The 16,772-nt window shown below is 40.4% G+C and carries 14 protein-coding genes; 4 read left to right on the forward strand and 10 right to left on the reverse strand.

Annotation, left to right across the window (positions count from 1 at the left end; translation table 11 throughout):
* Nucleotides 1-126 precede the first annotated feature (126 nt).
* Together atpC and atpD are read right to left on the reverse strand one after the other, a co-directional pair.
* Entirely contained in the window at nucleotides 127-369 is a 243-nt protein-coding gene (gene atpC / locus ACTHJT_RS05790) for an ATP synthase F1 subunit epsilon (RefSeq protein WP_440237053.1), read from the reverse strand.
* 69 nt (nucleotides 370-438) lie between these two features.
* On the reverse strand, nucleotides 439-1,947 hold the full coding sequence (gene atpD, locus ACTHJT_RS05795) for a F0F1 ATP synthase subunit beta (RefSeq protein WP_440237054.1): 1,509 nt from the start codon (nucleotides 1,945-1,947) through the stop codon (nucleotides 439-441).
* Between the two features lie 337 nt (nucleotides 1,948-2,284).
* Here atpD and ACTHJT_RS05800 point away from each other — a divergent pair, with 337 nt between their 5' ends.
* Nucleotides 2,285-3,931 carry a hypothetical protein gene (locus ACTHJT_RS05800; protein ID WP_440237055.1) on the forward strand — a complete coding sequence of 549 codons (1,647 nt, stop codon included), beginning with the start codon at nucleotides 2,285-2,287 and terminating at the stop codon, nucleotides 3,929-3,931.
* 132 nt (nucleotides 3,932-4,063) lie between these two features.
* Here the strand turns inward: ACTHJT_RS05800 and ACTHJT_RS05805 are convergent, their stop codons facing one another.
* The gene (locus tag ACTHJT_RS05805) at nucleotides 4,064-5,233 is read right to left on the reverse strand and encodes a sensor histidine kinase (protein WP_440237056.1); all 1,170 of its coding nucleotides are present in this window, start codon (nucleotides 5,231-5,233) and stop codon (nucleotides 4,064-4,066) included.
* Nucleotides 5,234-5,349: 116 nt separating this feature from the next.
* On the opposite strand from ACTHJT_RS05805, the gene hemA reads away from it, so the two are divergent.
* Genes hemA through ACTHJT_RS05820 form a run of 3 tightly spaced genes read left to right on the forward strand, consistent with a single transcriptional unit; the run spans nucleotide 5,350 to nucleotide 10,156 of the window.
* Nucleotides 5,350-6,630, forward strand: coding sequence for a glutamyl-tRNA reductase (gene hemA / locus ACTHJT_RS05810; RefSeq protein ID WP_440237057.1), 1,281 nt, complete (start codon nucleotides 5,350-5,352; stop codon nucleotides 6,628-6,630).
* The gene (locus ACTHJT_RS05815) at nucleotides 6,581-8,155 is read left to right on the forward strand and encodes a WG repeat-containing protein (RefSeq protein ID WP_440237058.1); all 1,575 of its coding nucleotides are present in this window, start codon (nucleotides 6,581-6,583) and stop codon (nucleotides 8,153-8,155) included. The genes hemA and ACTHJT_RS05815 overlap by 50 nt, the downstream gene beginning before the upstream one ends.
* 3 nt (nucleotides 8,156-8,158) lie before the next feature.
* Nucleotides 8,159-10,156 carry a WG repeat-containing protein gene (locus ACTHJT_RS05820; RefSeq protein ID WP_440237059.1) on the forward strand — a complete coding sequence of 666 codons (1,998 nt, stop codon included), beginning with the start codon at nucleotides 8,159-8,161 and terminating at the stop codon, nucleotides 10,154-10,156.
* 4 nt (nucleotides 10,157-10,160) lie between these two features.
* On the opposite strand, the gene ACTHJT_RS05825 is transcribed toward ACTHJT_RS05820, so the two are convergent.
* From ACTHJT_RS05825 to ACTHJT_RS05855, 7 genes are all read right to left on the reverse strand, one after another.
* Nucleotides 10,161-10,544 (reverse strand): hypothetical protein, encoded by a 384-nt coding sequence (locus ACTHJT_RS05825; RefSeq protein WP_440237060.1) that lies wholly within the window; start codon nucleotides 10,542-10,544, stop codon nucleotides 10,161-10,163.
* A gap of 20 nt (nucleotides 10,545-10,564) precedes the next feature.
* Nucleotides 10,565-12,292, reverse strand: coding sequence for a cytochrome P450 (locus ACTHJT_RS05830; protein ID WP_440237061.1), 1,728 nt, complete (start codon nucleotides 12,290-12,292; stop codon nucleotides 10,565-10,567).
* A gap of 220 nt (nucleotides 12,293-12,512) precedes the next feature.
* Nucleotides 12,513-13,064, reverse strand: a complete 552-nt coding sequence (locus ACTHJT_RS05835; RefSeq protein WP_440237062.1) for a hypothetical protein — start codon at nucleotides 13,062-13,064, stop codon at nucleotides 12,513-12,515.
* A gap of 140 nt (nucleotides 13,065-13,204) precedes the next feature.
* Nucleotides 13,205-13,945: an SDR family NAD(P)-dependent oxidoreductase gene (locus tag ACTHJT_RS05840; RefSeq protein WP_440237063.1), complete on the reverse strand. Its 741-nt coding sequence runs from the start codon at nucleotides 13,943-13,945 to the stop codon at nucleotides 13,205-13,207.
* Nucleotides 13,946-13,950: 5 nt separating this feature from the next.
* The gene (locus ACTHJT_RS05845; protein WP_440237064.1) at nucleotides 13,951-14,856 is read right to left on the reverse strand and encodes a 1,4-dihydroxy-2-naphthoate polyprenyltransferase; all 906 of its coding nucleotides are present in this window, start codon (nucleotides 14,854-14,856) and stop codon (nucleotides 13,951-13,953) included.
* Nucleotides 14,857-14,865: 9 nt separating this feature from the next.
* Nucleotides 14,866-16,074, reverse strand: a complete 1,209-nt coding sequence (locus ACTHJT_RS05850) for an MFS transporter (RefSeq protein WP_440237065.1) — start codon at nucleotides 16,072-16,074, stop codon at nucleotides 14,866-14,868.
* A gap of 87 nt (nucleotides 16,075-16,161) precedes the next feature.
* Nucleotides 16,162-16,772: molecular chaperone DnaJ (locus ACTHJT_RS05855; RefSeq protein WP_440237066.1), on the reverse strand; the 611-nt coding region annotated here is incomplete at its 5' end.

The following is a 16,772-nucleotide window of genomic DNA, read 5'->3' on the forward strand; positions in this document are numbered from 1 at the left end:
CTCGGAGAAAAAGAATTTTTCTTCGGCATGATGAAAAAATCCTTTGGCAGATTCAACCGGAAGAAATAAAAAATCCCCTCTTTCAAATTGAAAGAGGGGATTTTTTATTTCTTTATCGTATCCGGATTACAGAATAGCTTCTGCTAAAACGATTACTTTATCGTGTAATACTTCAACAACGCCGCCGTCGATTGTAAATACTTTTTCTTCTTTAGCAGTACGGATCTTTACATCTCCTTTTTCCAAAGTAGAAATAATAGCTGCGTGATTTGTTAACACCTCAAAGCTGCCAGACATGCCGGGAACCTGTACAGATGTAATATCTCCACTAAAAACTTTTTGATCGGGGGTAAGTATTTCTAAATACATGTATCAGAGGGGTTAAAACCGGTTACAGAGTTATTCTGCAACCGGATTTTTAATAAGGGATACGTATTGTTATTTTTTAGTAGAATCCGCTACCAGTTTTTCACCTTTAGCGATTGCCTGTTCGATTGTACCAACAAGGTTGAACGCTGCTTCAGGAAGGTGATCTAATTTACCATCCATGATCATGTTGAAACCTTTGATTGTATCTTTGATGTTAACCAATTCACCTTTAAGACCAGTGAACTGTTCAGCAACGTGGAACGGCTGAGACAAGAAACGCTGTACACGACGGGCTCTTAATACTACCTGCTTATCTTCTTCAGATAATTCATCCATACCAAGGATGGCAATAATATCCTGAAGTTCTTTGTAACGCTGTAAAATTTCTTTTACACGTTGTGCGCAAGAGTAGTGCTCTTCACCAAGAATTTCAAGGCTTAAGATACGGGATGTAGAATCCAATGGATCTACAGCAGGGTAAATACCTAATTCGGAAATTTTACGGTTCAATACCGTTGTAGCATCCAGGTGGGCGAAAGTTGTAGCCGGAGCCGGATCGGTTAAGTCATCCGCTGGTACGTAAACTGCCTGTACAGAAGTGATAGAACCTCTTTTTGTAGAAGTAATACGTTCCTGCATCGCACCCATTTCAGTTGCCAGTGTTGGCTGGTAACCTACCGCAGAAGGCATACGACCTAACAAGGCTGATACTTCAGAACCTGCCTGTGTAAATCTGAAAATATTATCAATGAAGAATAAGATAACACTACATTGACCCTGGCCATCTCCATCACGGAAATATTCCGCTACTGTAAGACCTGCCAAAGCAACTCTTGCTCTTGCTCCAGGAGGTTCGTTCATCTGACCGAACACCAATGTAGCCTGAGACTTTAATAATTCGTTAGAATCTACTTTAGAAAGGTCCCACTCACCTTTTTCCATTGCATGCTTGAACTCTTCACCGTAACGGATTACGTTTGATTCAATCATCTCGCGAAGTAAGTCATTTCCTTCACGCGTACGCTCACCAACACCGGCAAATACAGAAAGACCTGCATATGCTTGCGCAATGTTGTTGATCAATTCCATGATCAATACGGTTTTACCAACACCGGCACCACCGAAAAGACCAATTTTACCACCTTTTACATATGGCTCAAGCAAATCGATTACTTTGATACCTGTAAATAAAACTTCTGTATTTGTAGATAAATCTTCAAATTTTGGAGCTGAACGGTGAATAGACATACGCTTGTTGTCTTGAGTAGACGGAATACCGTCGATACCTTCGCCAACTACGTTATATAAACGACCACGAATATCTTCGCCGATTGGCATTGAGATCGGTGAACCGTATGTTTTAACTTCCATGCCTCTCATCAAACCATCAGTAGAGTCCATCGCGATTGTACGTACACGATCTTCTCCTAAATGTTGCTGACATTCAAGAATCACTTTTTGTCCATCCGGACGAACTACTTCCAATGCATCTAAAATCTGAGGAAGCTTGTAATCTCCTTCAAATCCTACGTCTACAACGGGACCAATAATCTGAGTTATTTTACCAATATTTGCCATGAATTGCGTATTATAGAAACGATCTTATTTCAAAATTTGCGACTGCAAAAATAGGGTATTATTATTTCAAAGCCAAAGAAGCAAAAGATATTATTCCTAATTCGTGAAAAACTTTATTCAATTATTTTCTATATCTGTCCTTTTTTGAACTTTACCATGATTTCGCAGAATTTCTTTAACATTTATGTTTAAAGCAAACGCTTATTTCAACGTACGTAAAAATACGTAAAAATAAAAATTATCATGAAATATTATTTTTAAAAAAACTACCGGCAACATATATGCGTATGTATCTCTTATGAATTTTAAAATATCACTTTATCAATATTTTATCCCTATGAAAAAATCCTTACTCGCCTTATTATTTACCGGGCTTTTTACTTTACAGCAGGTAAACGGACAGCAATTAGCAGCAGAAAAAACGGTCGACATTTCAGGCAAAGCCAATCGTGGTTATATTGGAAATGTTGAACGAAATGACCAGACACGTGAAGTAGCTGTTACCTATGTAACAAAGTCTACCAATTCAAAAGTAAAATTTGAAAGGTATACATTTGATTATGATCTGAATTTAAAATCAGATGTTGTTGATGAAATTGAACTAACAAAAGCAAAAGAAAAATATTCCTGGTTTAAATATAAGGGTGAGGCCTATGTTGTAGAAGGGCTTACAGCATCTCCAAACCTTACTGGTACATTCGTTATCAAAAAGAAACAAGTAACCTATTCCTGGAACTGGTTTTTACTGAAATACAAAAAAACAACTAAAACACTTGAGAAATTAAAGTTTGAAGGTGAGAACGGCAAAAACATGTATTACATCAGCCATTATGAAAATGACTCTAATGGCGATATTGTAGCATTGGCAGGTGAAAAAGGAAATGCATCCAAAGACCCTTACCTGCACTTTCAAAAACACCATATTTTTAGAGTAAATGGTAGCCTGCAGATATTATCGGATATAACTGTCGACTTAGGCAGCCCACACAAACTTCTTTACTCCGCACCTGTTACAGATGAAAAAAATCCGGATGCTGAACAGGCAGACTGGGTTGTTGTACTTGCACCTATGGGCGGTGCGGGATTAGGGAAATTCCAGGCTGCAGATCCTACGCAATATACCGTATTAAGAATTTCACCTGAAGGTAAAATTGTCAGCCAATCCAAATTTACAACAAAAGCGCATACATGGACAATCACAGGCTCGGTAATCGATGGTTCAAAAATTTATTTATATGGCCCGGGTTATGCCAAAGATGTTGCAAAGAAATATTATGACCTGGCTTATTTTCCAAATGAAGCCGCGAAATTCACTGACTTCCAATTGGTGCGTGTGAATGCCACCGGTTCTGACTTTGTCAGCGTTACTTCTATTGAAGAATTTACTGCTAAAGCCCGTAAACCGGAAGATCAGAAAAAACTTTCTGTTTATAACGGCAAAAAAGTTGATATCCGCGACCTGACAATCGGATCGGAAGGACAGATTTATATTATCGCACAGGATTTTAAAACACAGCAGGATGGGCCGCTTATTTATACTGACTTGTATTTATTTCAATTTGACCAGAAAGGCGTGCTACAGAATTCTTTCGGTATAGATGACGACTCACGTAAAGGTGCAATCATTGGCGGCGGAGTTGCAGATGCACGTTTTTATCCGTCTAGCAGTACAATATTTGAAGGTAAAGACCCTAGTTTCATCTATTGGATGCAATTTGTGCCACATTCTACCAAATGTGTTTCTGAAACGAGTGGTACTGTAAAAACAACAGAATGCCGCCCGCTGAAATACCCACGCGTGATTAAGCTGGATGCAACAAAAGGTTCTTTTGTAAAAATTGAACAATATGGCAACGGCGAATATTTCCTGAATGAAGATTTTCCATTGGTTTACATTGAAAATAATTCTAAAATCATTTTCATCGGAGAAACCAAATCTGAAAAAGGCTTATGGGTAGGTAAGTTTGACCCGAGTACGTTGTAAGTACAGAGTACTAAGTATTGAGTACAGAGTACAAAAAGAAGGCTTCGAGATATTCGAAGCCTTCTTTTTGTACTTCATTTAACTATAACACATCTGTTGTTTTTTATGGTACTTAGTACTCTGTATTCCGTACTAAATACTTCCTTTCAATTCAATCCTGAACGTCGTTCCTTTATCAATCCCGCTTTGCAGCACATATACCTTGCCGCCATGGTATTCCTCCACAATTCTTTTTACCAACGTAAGCCCTAAGCCCCAGCCACGTTTTTTCGTAGTAAAGCCGGGCTTAAAAATTGATTTTATTTTATTCTTCGGAATACCCTTTCCTGAATCTTTAATATCAATACAAATATTATTTTTTATTGCGGAAATCGAAATCTGTATACTGCCGCGCCCATCCATGGCGTCAATGGCATTCTTACAGATATTTTCAATGACCCAGCCGACAAGCGAAATATTCATCACCGCAGATGCGCCATTGGTATGGTCTGTCATGGAATACTCCACATATGAAGAGGTACGTGATTTTAAATAATCTATATTTTCCTCAACTACATTGGCTACAATTTCATTGTTGAGTTTGCCTTCAAGACCTATTTGCGAAAAGCGCGCTGTAATAACATTTAAACGATCAATATCCTTGGCTAGCTCTTCCGTCATCGGATCATCTTTAAATGGCTCTATTTCTTTAAAATAATCCCGGATCGCGAAAAGAGAAGAAAGCGGCGTGCCCAGCTGATGAGCCGTTTCTTTTGCCAATCCAACCCAAACCTTACTTTGCTCGGCCTTTTTGCTGTAATTAAAGGCCACATAACCCACCAGACTTAAAAATACGATCGCTGTAAGCTGAATATAAGGATAGTAGCGCAGCATGGTCAGGATATCCGAATCTTTGTAATAGATATAATTCTTCATTCCGTAAAATTCAATCTCTATCGGAGCATGCTGGTCGGCCATGATCCGGATCTGCTTCTTTAGAAATTCATCTTCCTGTTTTTGAGTGAATTTACCCGGTAATTCAATATTTTTGGAACTTAAGGGTTCCCCCGCTTCGTCAGACAAAATAACAGGTACAGAGGTATTTGCATTAATGATCTGTTCGGATAAGAAGGCCATGTTACCGCCTGGCTGCTCATTCGCTGCAGTTTCTAATGCCTTCGCATATAAGTCAATAAGTCTTTTTTCACGTTCTACCAGGCGTTTGGCCAGATAATCTGTATATACCAGAGAACCAGCTATAACAATTATTCCCAATAAAACAATGATCCATTTAATCCTAAAGTTTAACTTATATATGTCCATAAGAACGAAAATACTGTTTTATTTGTAACGATTATAAATTACTGATTTTATTACAAGAATATTCCAAGAATCGGTGTTTAGGCGTAAATTTACAGTCCTTTGAGGAAAGAAGCAGTATGATTTCGAATTTCAAATCCATCAGTTTAACATATAGAAAAGCCCCGCTTGAAATCCGTGAGCGTGTAGCATTAAATGAGGCAGAGTGCAAAAACTTAATGCAAAAGATTAAGGATTTCACAGAAACAGCCGAATTACTTGTTCTTTCTACATGTAACCGCACTGAAATATACTACACTTCCAACGAAGATTTAAGCGACGATATTATTAAGTTGCTTGGGGTTGAAAAAAACATCCCTTCTCTGATTGATCAAAAATCCTTTTTTGAAATATACAACGACCAGGCAGATGCCGTCTTGCATTTGTTTGAAGTAGGCATTGGCCTTGACTCGCAGGTTGTGGGCGATATGCAGATCGTGAACCAGGTTAAGTTCGCCTATCAGTGGAGTGCCGACCTGAATCTTGCAGGTCCGTTCTTGCACCGTTTGATGCATACAATCTTCTTTACCAACAAACGTGTGGTGCAGGAAACAGCGTTCCGCGACGGAGCAGCATCTGTATCTTATGCTACGGTTGAACTGGCGGAAGAATTATTAAGCGCTACGCCGAATGCAAACATTCTGATTGTAGGTTTAGGTGAAATCGGCGCTGATGTGTGCAGAAATTTCAAAGCAAATACTTCCTTTAAAAATATTACGCTTACCAACCGTTCTCCGCTAAAATCTGAAGCTCTGGCATTGGAATGCGGTATTGAACACGTGCCGTTTGAGACACTTTGGGAAGCTGTAAGCAAAGCAGATCTGGTGATCAGTTCTGTTGCAAAAGAAGAACCTTTGTTTTCAAAAGAAGAAATAGAAAGCCTTTCTATTCTTTCACATAAATACTTTATTGACCTGTCTGTACCACGGAGCGTAGATGCACGTGCGGAAGAAGTTCCAGGTGTTATCGTTTATGATATTGATCATATTCAGAACCGTTCAAACGAAGCGCTTGAAAACAGGTTAAACGCCATCCCACATGTGCGTAAGATCATTCTTGATTCTATTGTTGAATTCAACGAATGGTCTAAAGAAATGGAAGTATCCCCTACCATCAATAAACTTAAAAATGCACTTGAGCAGATTCGCAAAGAAGAACTTTCGCGCTTTGTGAAACAGCTGAATGATGAAGAAGCGAAAAAGGTAGATGAGATCACGAAGAGCATCATGCAGAAAATCATTAAACTTCCGGTACTTCAATTAAAAGCTGCGTGCAAACGCGGTGAAGCGGAAACATTGATTGATGTATTGAATGACTTATTCAATCTGGAGAAACAATCTGAACAGATCCTGCGTGACTAGAGGAAGACATATCCGTTTCCTCTTAACATTTTTTTTATGTGTCTCTGCAATACTTATATCTCAGGCACAAACGGATACAAGTACCCAAATCTCCGTTGATTCAGCTTTTCTTAAGAAAACTCTTTTACAGGCAAATACTGCTGACTACAGACGCTTCTCTTCCGAACAGCTTTTTGCTGCTGCGTTAAAAAAGAAATCTTTTACAACTCCTTACTGCATCGTTTCTATTACCGACACCCTTGGCAATGTAATCAGGAAACGTTCAGGTGTTGTCTTTGCAAACAAGCTGGTTATTCCTTTTCAATACGATTCAATCACAGCAGCTGCCAAAGATGAGTTTATCTGCACGGAATACCTGGTTGGCCGGAGATTTTTTTCACGCAATGTCGTTATACATAATGCACGAACGAAAAAGATTGTCTCTATCCGTGCATCTGCCATTGAATATATTTCCGGTAGCTTATATATCATACATGTACGCGGTAAAAAAATGCTGTACAACAGCGCCGCTCAAAAATTCTCTGCTCCGCTTGACACCTACAAATTTATTGATACACTGTTTATTCTTACCTCCGTTGCTGAAGAATATAAACTGCTGCATGTCAATTGCGGCAGCTTCATTTCCTCTCCTTTCAAGGAATTGATTCACTCAAACGATTCTGTATACAATGCAATATTATTCAATGCGTGGGACATCTATAAAAACACCGGTGAAAAAATATTCAGCAAGCTGAACTGCGACTCTTTAAAGATTGCTGCTGGCCATGGCTGGAATATTTACAGAAACGGTAGTATGTTTTTCAGAAACTACTCCGGCTTTCATTACGAAAACGCTGTTAAACCCTTTGTTCCTGTAGGAACAAATCATTGCGCGGCGGTTATTGACAAGTTCGATTACGATACGATGAAAATGCGCATCAACTTTGATACCATCTTTCATCAGAGTGATTACCTTTATCTCTATAGAAAAGTTGGCAAGTACGGCTACTGCGACACCATAGGAAATGTTAAGATCGCGCACCAGTATGATACGATTACAGACTGGCATGATAACATGGCTGCGATACGCATGAAAAATAAATGGGGATATGTTACCAAGCGGGAACAAATGACCGTGCAGCCTTATTATACCAAAGCCCTGCCTTTCGCCAATGGCGCCGCCGCTGTGTATGACGGCAAAAAATGGATGTTCATTAATAAGGAAGGTAAGAATATCAACTCGGTAAATTACGACAGTATCAAACAAACGGTAAGCGGAAAATGGTATGTATACAACAAAGGACTTACCGGCTTATGTGACATCGACGGCAGAGAAATCATTCCGCCTATGTACCAATATTTACTGGACACACAAGCAGACGTGCTGGTATATAAAACGGAAGGCTTATATGGTTTGATTGCAAAAGACAGAACCATCATCTGCAAACCAGTCTACGATCAGTTTATATACGACAGTACAAATAACTGTTTACTTTTAAAATACATTATCCAGACACCGCTGTTGTTTGTGATTCCTAAACAATAACCCATGCTGCGAATTCTTCTGACATGTTTATTCCTGCATACGTTGTTTATTGCAGGCGCCCAGACGATCCAGTATCATGAAGGACTGACGACGTTTAAAGAAAGCAAGAACGGGCAAGTAAAAGTCGGCTTTAAAGATAAGTCCGGTAAAATAATCATACCCGCGCGCTACGACAGTGTAGCTGACCCTTTTTACAACGGATCGGCTATTGTTGTAATCAACCAGCTTTTTGGCACGATTGATCACAAAGGAAAAACGCTCATCCCATTCGAATACAAAAGAATCATTCAGCAGCAGTTTAACTTAACTCCTGTTCAGAATGCAGCCGGCAACTGGGGTTTCTGTTCTGCAGAAAATAAATTAACCATTCCTTGCCTGTACAACAATTTCAGGTTTACAAATAAAGGCAAACAGCTCTTTGTTCAAAAAGCCGGCAAGTGGGGTATGATCACGCTTGAAAACACAACGCTGGTACCCTTTGAATACAAAAACGTAGAATCGCTTTCGCCTAAACAAGTGCGCGGCACGCGCTTCAACAACTGGGGACTTTTCTCGCCGACAGGTGAAAAGAAGGTAAGCTATGAGTACGACTCCGTTACATTTACACAAACGGATCTGTTGGATTACAATCAGAATGGCTGGCATGGCTTGCTTCAGAAAAACGGCACGATCGCTTTAACGAATACCTGTGAAGACATTGGCGACATTGTAGAAAATTTTGCAGCGACCAGAAAAAATAATCGCTGGGGTGTAAAAAAAATCGGTGCGGAAGACTGGATCCTTGACCCTAAATATGATATCATCCGCATGGATTCGCTGATGATCTATGCAGCTTTGATTTTTGGCAACAGTTCTTTCAAACACTGGCGACTCTTTGATTATACAGGCACTCCTATCTACAACGAAACCATTATTGATTACCACGAATTATCGAATGGATTGATGGCCGTCAAATCCAATTCAAACCTTTGGGGCTTTATCAATGAAAAAGGTGAACAGGTAATTCCCTTCTCTTATACTCATGTATCGGATTTCTATGAAGGTTTGTGCCGGGTAGAAAGGAACGGCGAACAACTGGTAATCAACAAAGTGGGTGATGTTGTACTGAATCATCAGGATGTATATTTATATTCCATTGGCTTGCTTAAGCTGAGTCCCTTGCAGGACAAAACCTACAACTATACCATTGATGCCAGCACCGAGATCATTCCTGTCAACGAAACATTCATCAAAACAAAAAAAGGAACGAAATACGGTTTGATCAATACAAAAGGTGAAACGATTCTACCTTTACAATATGCTGATATTCAAATTGGCTCAAGCCTGAAAACCATCAGCATCTACAAAGATAAAATCTGGAAAGTATTACAGATCGGTGGCAGAACCTATTCTGTTGATCGCAAAATAGTATCGCTGGAAGGCTTCCACGATGAGATGGCCATTATGAAGTACAGCAATGGCAAGTATGGCTTCATTGATAACCGCGGCGAGATCCGGGTAGCGCCACAATACGACCAGGTACGACCTTTCAGCAATGATGTAGCTGTGGTGCTGCTAAACGGCAAGTGGGGCATCATCAATAAATCAGAAGGCTGGGTGGCTCAACCATATTATGAATACATCAGTGCTTTCAAGAATGGTGTTGCGATCATTAAAGAACAAGGGATTTATTATCTGATCCATGCATCCGGAAAAATTTTAACGCCGGAAGGTTACTCTTCTATCATACCAACTAAGGGCGGTAATTATGTATTGGTAAAAAATAATCTGAATGGTATTGCGAATGCGAATGGAAAAGAAATCATTTCGCCCCGCTACCAATCCATTGTAGAGTTGACACCGAATCTGTTCAAGGTGAAAGAAAATAATTTAATCGGTGTGATTGATGCGAGCAGAAAAATTATCCTGCACATTAAATACAGTGAAGTGTTTTATGATACCAGAACAAAAGAATTTTTAGCTGCTGAAAACGGCGTGCAAACCTATATCAATATAAAGTAATTTTTTACTTCTTCCCCACCCTATCAACTGGACGGAAACGCAGCGCGCTCCACACATCGTTGATTGAAATAGCCGCCACGGAAGTAATGCCGTACTCCTCGCCTGTTGCCCACAACGAATCACGATTCACATCCGTCTTGATACCTGATGTTCCTTTCGGGTAAGCAAACCACAGCACACCATCAAATTCAACATTGTCCAGATTTTTATTCAGAAAGTTTACAAATTCTTTTTGGTTGTTTACAAAGAAGAGCGTATTGGCACTTTTGACTTTCTTATCAAATGTTGTAGCAAAGCCAAGTGCAGCGATATCATTTTTCAACTCTGCAGGTGCATTGATCACAACCGGCTCGCCTTTAAACTTGAATTTATTAAGTACATCTTTCATATTTGCCTGAGTTAAAATGATTATTTACGTGGTAAAATTTCGATCATCAGATTCTCCGGAAATAAAGTGAAAGCAAATCGTTCCTTTACTTCAGCAACAGGTACCGCAAGCTTCAGATCAAAGTTTTTTACAATCATCGAGAGCGCCATTTTCATTTCGTGCAAGGCAAGATTCTTACCCGGACAGAATCGCGGTCCCGCGCCAAAAGTACGGAATACATCTGTATTGTGCAGAGGCATGTTTGCACCAGCGAGCCAGCGTTCAGGCATAAAGTGGTCTGCATCGGTAAAATATGCATCGCTGGTTTGCGCCACTTTACTTTGCATCATTACAGTTGTACCTTTCTTTAAAAGTAAACCATTTATACGCTGATCTTCCAGAGATTCCAGAAACAGCGTCGGGGTAACAGGCTTGATACGCAATGTTTCCATGGCTACAGCTTCGGTATATTTTAAGGCTGATAAATGTTCTGCATCTCCGATCACTGCATTGGAACCTAACACTGCATCGACTTCCTTCCGCAGCTTTTCAAATGCAGTCGGGTGCTGCAACAGATAAAACAAGACCCAGGCAATGGAGTTGGAAGTTGTATCCTCGCCTGCCAACAGTAAGATAAAGACATTACCGTAAATTTCTTTATCTGAAATTGCTCCGGACTTCTCCTGCTCTGCCAGCAAAGCCTGTAAAAAGTTTTCAGGATTCGTTTTTAATTCAGGATGCGCGGCTACTTCTTCCCGCGCTTTTTGGATGAACTGCGAAATCGTTTGTTCCAGTGATTTCAGCGAAGCATCCAGCGCTTTATCTTCTTTCGATTTCAGGATGCGCCAGAACGGAACCGGACTTGTGATGCGTTTATTGATGGCAGGAAAAATCTTTTCAAGGTACTGCTGTAACGGATCGTGTTCCTTTTCTAATGAATGTGTGTCATACCCGAATGCAATCTTCGTTGTAATATCAACAGTAAAACGCATCAGTTCTTTCTGCACATCTACTATTGAGTTTGCGTTCATCGCCTTCTGCTGCCAACGGTGCAATAACCGATTGGTCACTTCCTGAATCGTACCAAAAAATCCCTGCACATTGCGCGCATTCAGCGCCTCTGCGGTAAGCTTGCGGTGTGTCTTCCATTGTTCACCTTCGGCATTGAACACCCCGTTAATGCCCATCTCTGCCATGATCTCATCAATCTTGCCAAAGCGACGGAATTTATCGGGGCGGTTTTTATATAATTGAATGTTGAAATCGGGATCGGTGGATACAACAAACTTCTTCCCCATTAAACTGATCCTGAATAACGGGCCACACTCGCCGGACCATTTTTCCAGCACCGCAGGTTTATTCCCTGCTTTAAATTCTGCCAGATTTCCTAAGACAGGCAAGCCTTTCGGTTGCGGTAAATCCTGTATTTCACGAGGGCACACTTGTTCATTAACATGTACACTATTTTCTACAGGAATTTCCACGTATACATCTTCGCCTTCAGTTGTTACGGCATAAGATTTCAGTAATGTATGTGCTTTTATATCATAACCATTTTTACACGCAAACGAACGGCGGTGCAACGGACACACAATGCTGTCGTTTTCAATAATGCCATTGGATAGTTTTGCACCCTGGTGCGGACAGATTCCGGTGTAAGCTCTGATCGTATCTTCCGAACGTACAAAAATCAATTCCTGACCTTCAATCTTCTTTTCAAAAATAACTCCTGCACGAATCAACGATTGAGCAGCGACAAAATGTTTCATAAGCTGTATGGTATTGAACTGCAAATAACCATTATTGAGCGAGAAAAAAAATAGGTGCGTTGAGAGAATCTGAAATGCTTTTAGTATGCGAGAATAAAAAATGAAAAAAGCAGTCAAAGACTGCAGAAATAAAAGTCACTAGACTCGCTTCGCTAAGTCTAGCGCCAGAGAGAATAGCATTAAAAAATCTCTCAAATATTAAAATACAAGGCTCGCTGTATTATTTATATTCTTTTACGTCGTCAATAAGAAGTTTATTATTCCTAGAAATAACTTTAACATCAAATAGATAATCTGTTTTCCAACGTAAGTCCCGAAACGCTGTGTAAAAAATCATACAAGAATCCCCAAAAGATTTTAAAACATTACAACCAATAATCTCAATAGTACCGTTATCAATGACTGGAGTAAAAAAACCTCCGGTACCGACATATTTAGTCTGGTATTTTGTTTTCCATTTCTCGTGAAATTCTTTTTCAGTCATTTCACTGTATTCTAAAGTAATTGCTTCGTATTTATAATTATAGTAGTCTTCAGTTAATTTTGTCCGTAAAGAATCATAAGCAACTTTTGAGTCATCACTATTTACATAATCTGTAATGACTTGCGTTAGCCATTTTTTTACAAGAAGAGTATCTTGCATAGCATTAGACCTTATAGCATTTTCTTGCTTGAGAGAATCAGTATTTATTTGCTTAGTCTTCATCGAAGAACCGCTCCCACAGCTAATCAATACTGGGAAAAATGTCAGTATAATTAAATGTTTTACCATAGTATAATTCGAATTACTTCATCATCTGGTAAGATTGACAATAAACGTCACTAGACTCGCTTCGCTAAGTCTAGCGCCAGAGAGAAAATTTCATTGAATGCTTCAGGTCTGGAAACTAGTACCTGGAAACTAGAAACTTTTTATATACGCACACCGCCATCAACCACCAGCTCAGAACCCGTTACATAAGAGGCTTCGTCGGTCACTAAAAATGAATAGGCGTTTACAATATCAATGGCTTTTGCAAAACGTCTGACAGGAATTTTTAATCTGAATTGTGTAAGCTCAGCAGAATCTGCCAGCGGTAGATTATCTTCTTCTATATAACCCGGAATAACGGTATTTACATTGATACCGCTTTGCCCCAGTTCGCGCGCCCACAGTTGTGTAATCCCTTTTACTCCTTCACGTATGCCATCGTAATGCCTGTCGGTTAGACTATCGTGGATCCGCAGCGGCAGACAACAGTTGATGATGCTTCCGGCTTTCTGCTGCTGCATAAACGGAGCGACGACGCTGATTGCATTCAGGAATACAGACAGGTTTGCGTCGATGGTTTCATGCCAGGCTTCCGTAGAGAGATTAGGAACTTTAGATACCGGTGATAATTTAGGGTTGTTCACCAGGATATCAATCCGGCCATAGTTTTTAATCACATGCACTGCTGCTTTTTCAAAATTATCCTGCACGCTGAAATCAAAGCTTTCAACTACACAGGATCCTTTGCGCAATTTGCAGGATGCTAAAATACTCTCATCTACTTTTGTATTGATGTCTTCCCACAATACAACCCGATAGCCTTTGTCGCAGAATTTTTCCGCGGCCGCTTTCGCGATGGAATGTGTGGTACGAACCAGTACAACAACCTTAGATTCTATCATAATCTTTAAAAATACGAAATTCCAATACCGTAAGTTATAACAAAAAGTAAGGTACTCAAAGCCAATTGTTTCAAATAAGGATCTAGCAGGCGCGGTTCTTTGGTTTTAAATACCTGCAGGAGGTGTTTTATGAACAGCGGCAAGGTCAGCAGATATAAAAAGTTGAATAAGGAAGTCATGTGCAGCACTGCATACACAGTTGCAGCAACCCATGCCAGGCTGATCAGCGTCAGGTGGTATAATTTTCCTTTTTGAGAACCGATACGTACAGGGATTGACTTTTTGCCAACCAGCCTGTCAGAATCAATATCCCGGAGGTTATTGACATTCAGCACGCCTGTTGAAAGCAGTCCGCAGGTGATAGCCGGCAAAAGCACATCCATGCTGATTCCGCCTGCCTGCAGGAAGTACGTTCCGCATACAGCTACAAAACCAAAGAATACAAATACGGAAATATCTCCTAAACCTGCATATCCATAGGGCTTGTCGCCGGAAGTATAGGTTACAGCTGCTGCAATAGCCAGCAGACCAACGATCAGGAAACCGCCCAGGATATTAAAGCTCAACAGACTGCGCACCTGATACAGCAAGGTGATGCCTGCTACAAAGCTTAACACGGAAAAAAGTATAATGGCTATTTTCATTTCACCGATACTTATGGCACCGCTTTGTACGGCCCGCTCCGGACCAACCCGGTGTGCACCGTCTGCACCGTTCATGAAATCTCCGTAGTCGTTCGCAAGATTGGATAAAATCTGCAGGAATAAAGTTGTAAGCACACACCACACAAATACGCTTGTATGGAAAGCCTGGTGCTGGTAAGCCAGAAAGCCTGCCATACCGATGCTTGAAAGTGCCAGCGGTAATGTACGCAGGCGGAAAGCTTTGATCCAATGAGAAACAGCTGCCATGTAAATAATCTAGGATACTTCTTTAAGACGCAGAGATACAATAATGCTTAATACCGTGGCGGTACATGCTACCACACCTACCCAGCCAAAATTATACAGTGCCCCTTTTGCGTCATTTACAATGATAAACGATGCGATCATAACCGCAACACCTGAGGCCAGCTGCTGGATTGCCGAGCTGATACTCAAAAAGCTACCGCGGCGCTTAGGCTGCACACAGGAAGTCATCAAGGTCATGGCGGGTACAAAACGCGCACCGAAGCACATAAAGAAAACTACATTGAACATCAATACATACTTCAATGGCAATGGAGGCAATACAGTTACACTTGCAATCGGTATAATGGAAACAAATGCTGCCATCACGAATGTTTTAACCTTACCAAGTTTATCCGTTAATCGTCCGATCAGGATACTGCTGACAACCGTTGCAAGCCCGCCGCACAAATACACGTACTTCAGTTCTTTCGTGCTTAAGCCTACGTTGTTTACCAGGTAATCACTGATAAAAGGAACCACCGAAAATCCGGCTATCATCAATAAGAAAATAAACAGCAGCGCCCGCAATACATTTTGGTTCGTTACAAACTCTTTGAGAATTTCCAGTGGCGGCGTTCTGTTGCCTTCCGTTTCCATATGACTTTGAATAGACGGGAATTTTAGCAGCAAGGTAATTCCTACAAGTGCGCTTAATATGGAAAGTAACCAGAATGGCGCATGGTAATCAAACAAATCCGCTAATATTAAACCGCTTGGAATACCAATCACCGATGCAGCAGAAAATGCTGCCATAACCATGCCTGTAGCTTTACCCCTGCGTTGCATAGGAATAACATCACCAATCACCGACATGATCAGCACGTTCAATACACCACCAAACAAACCGGCAAACAAACGCGCCAGCATAAAGAATTTATATTGCGGCGCTATGGCACAAAGTATATTGGCAATGATAAAACCGGAATATACAAATATGATCGCTGTACGCCTGTCGTATTTATCAATCTTAAAAAATGCGATCAGCGCGCCTGTTGCTGCTGCAAATGTGTAGATCGAAACTAAATAACCAAACTCTTTTGTTGAGATTGACATTGCAATCTTTAACGTAGCACTCAATGGTGCCATGATTACAAAGTCCATGATGTGTGTAAAATTGATTGCAGCGAGCATGGCAATCAGAAAGCCCTCGCTGATCATTGGTTTACTGGTAGACTGCATTCTGTTTATTTTTAATCTGACGGTTATTTTTATATTGGCACAAATTCCTGAGGGGATTTTCAGTACACATGCCTGAATACTTCTGTTTTATTTGCATTCTTTTTGGATCAGCACAAATCCTTGTCCTTTGCACTGCGGACAATCGCCGTCCTGGAAAGTAGTTCCCTTGCAGACACTACATAATGTGATACCGGTGCCTTCGCATTTATAACATTTCTGGTAACTGTCACCCATGGCATTCCTGGAGATGACCACACCTGAACCTGAACATACGCTGCAGTATTCCTTACCTACACCCTTGCACTTGGTGCATTTGACTTTTGAATGGGAAGTGCCGTGGCATAAACTGCATTCCTGTTTTTCTTCGACATATCCTTTTTCCATGCACTGGGATTTTGCCAGATAAAAAAAGGAACTGTCAAAGTATTGGCCTTTTTCGCCACGCAGTTTCATGTATTTTTCGAATCCCTGTTGTGCGAGTTTATAATTTTTTCTGTAATACTGATTTAAGCCATAGTAGTATGCGGCATCATCCGGAATGGTGCTTTGAAGTTTAAACAGTTCTTTAAATTCATTATGCGCACCGTTGTAATCTTTTTTATCCATTAATTGTTTTGCTGCAGAAAAATGAACTTCTACCAATGAATCATATTGAAGTTGATGATCATGGGCAAACAGACTGCAGGAAATACTGAAAA

The sequence above is a fragment of the Cytophaga sp. genome (assembly GCF_051961495.1).
Taxonomy (GTDB): Bacteria; Bacteroidota; Bacteroidia; order Cytophagales; family Cytophagaceae; genus Cytophaga.

Bases quoted from the DNA above. Each gene is read 5' to 3' on its own strand.
- ACTHJT_RS05825 (WP_440237060.1), bottom strand. From the start codon at position 10,544: ATGAAAGATGTACTTAATAAATTCAAGTTTAAAGGCGAGCCGGTTGTG.
- ACTHJT_RS05805 (WP_440237056.1), bottom strand. From the start codon at position 5,233: ATGGACATATATAAGTTAAACTTTAGGATTAAATGGATCATTGTTTTA.
- ACTHJT_RS05820 (WP_440237059.1), top strand. From the start codon at position 8,159: ATGCTGCGAATTCTTCTGACATGTTTATTCCTGCATACGTTGTTTATT.
- ACTHJT_RS05815 (WP_440237058.1), top strand. From the start codon at position 6,581: ATGACTTATTCAATCTGGAGAAACAATCTGAACAGATCCTGCGTGACT.
- ACTHJT_RS05835 (WP_440237062.1), bottom strand. From the start codon at position 13,064: ATGGTAAAACATTTAATTATACTGACATTTTTCCCAGTATTGATTAGC.
- atpD (WP_440237054.1), bottom strand. From the start codon at position 1,947: ATGGCAAATATTGGTAAAATAACTCAGATTATTGGTCCCGTTGTAGAC.
- ACTHJT_RS05830 (WP_440237061.1), bottom strand. From the start codon at position 12,292: ATGAAACATTTTGTCGCTGCTCAATCGTTGATTCGTGCAGGAGTTATT.
- hemA (WP_440237057.1), top strand. From the start codon at position 5,350: ATGATTTCGAATTTCAAATCCATCAGTTTAACATATAGAAAAGCCCCG.
- atpC (WP_440237053.1), bottom strand. From the start codon at position 369: ATGTATTTAGAAATACTTACCCCCGATCAAAAAGTTTTTAGTGGAGAT.
- ACTHJT_RS05850 (WP_440237065.1), bottom strand. From the start codon at position 16,074: ATGCAGTCTACCAGTAAACCAATGATCAGCGAGGGCTTTCTGATTGCC.
- ACTHJT_RS05800 (WP_440237055.1), top strand. From the start codon at position 2,285: ATGAAAAAATCCTTACTCGCCTTATTATTTACCGGGCTTTTTACTTTA.
- ACTHJT_RS05845 (WP_440237064.1), bottom strand. From the start codon at position 14,856: ATGGCAGCTGTTTCTCATTGGATCAAAGCTTTCCGCCTGCGTACATTA.
- ACTHJT_RS05840 (WP_440237063.1), bottom strand. From the start codon at position 13,945: ATGATAGAATCTAAGGTTGTTGTACTGGTTCGTACCACACATTCCATC.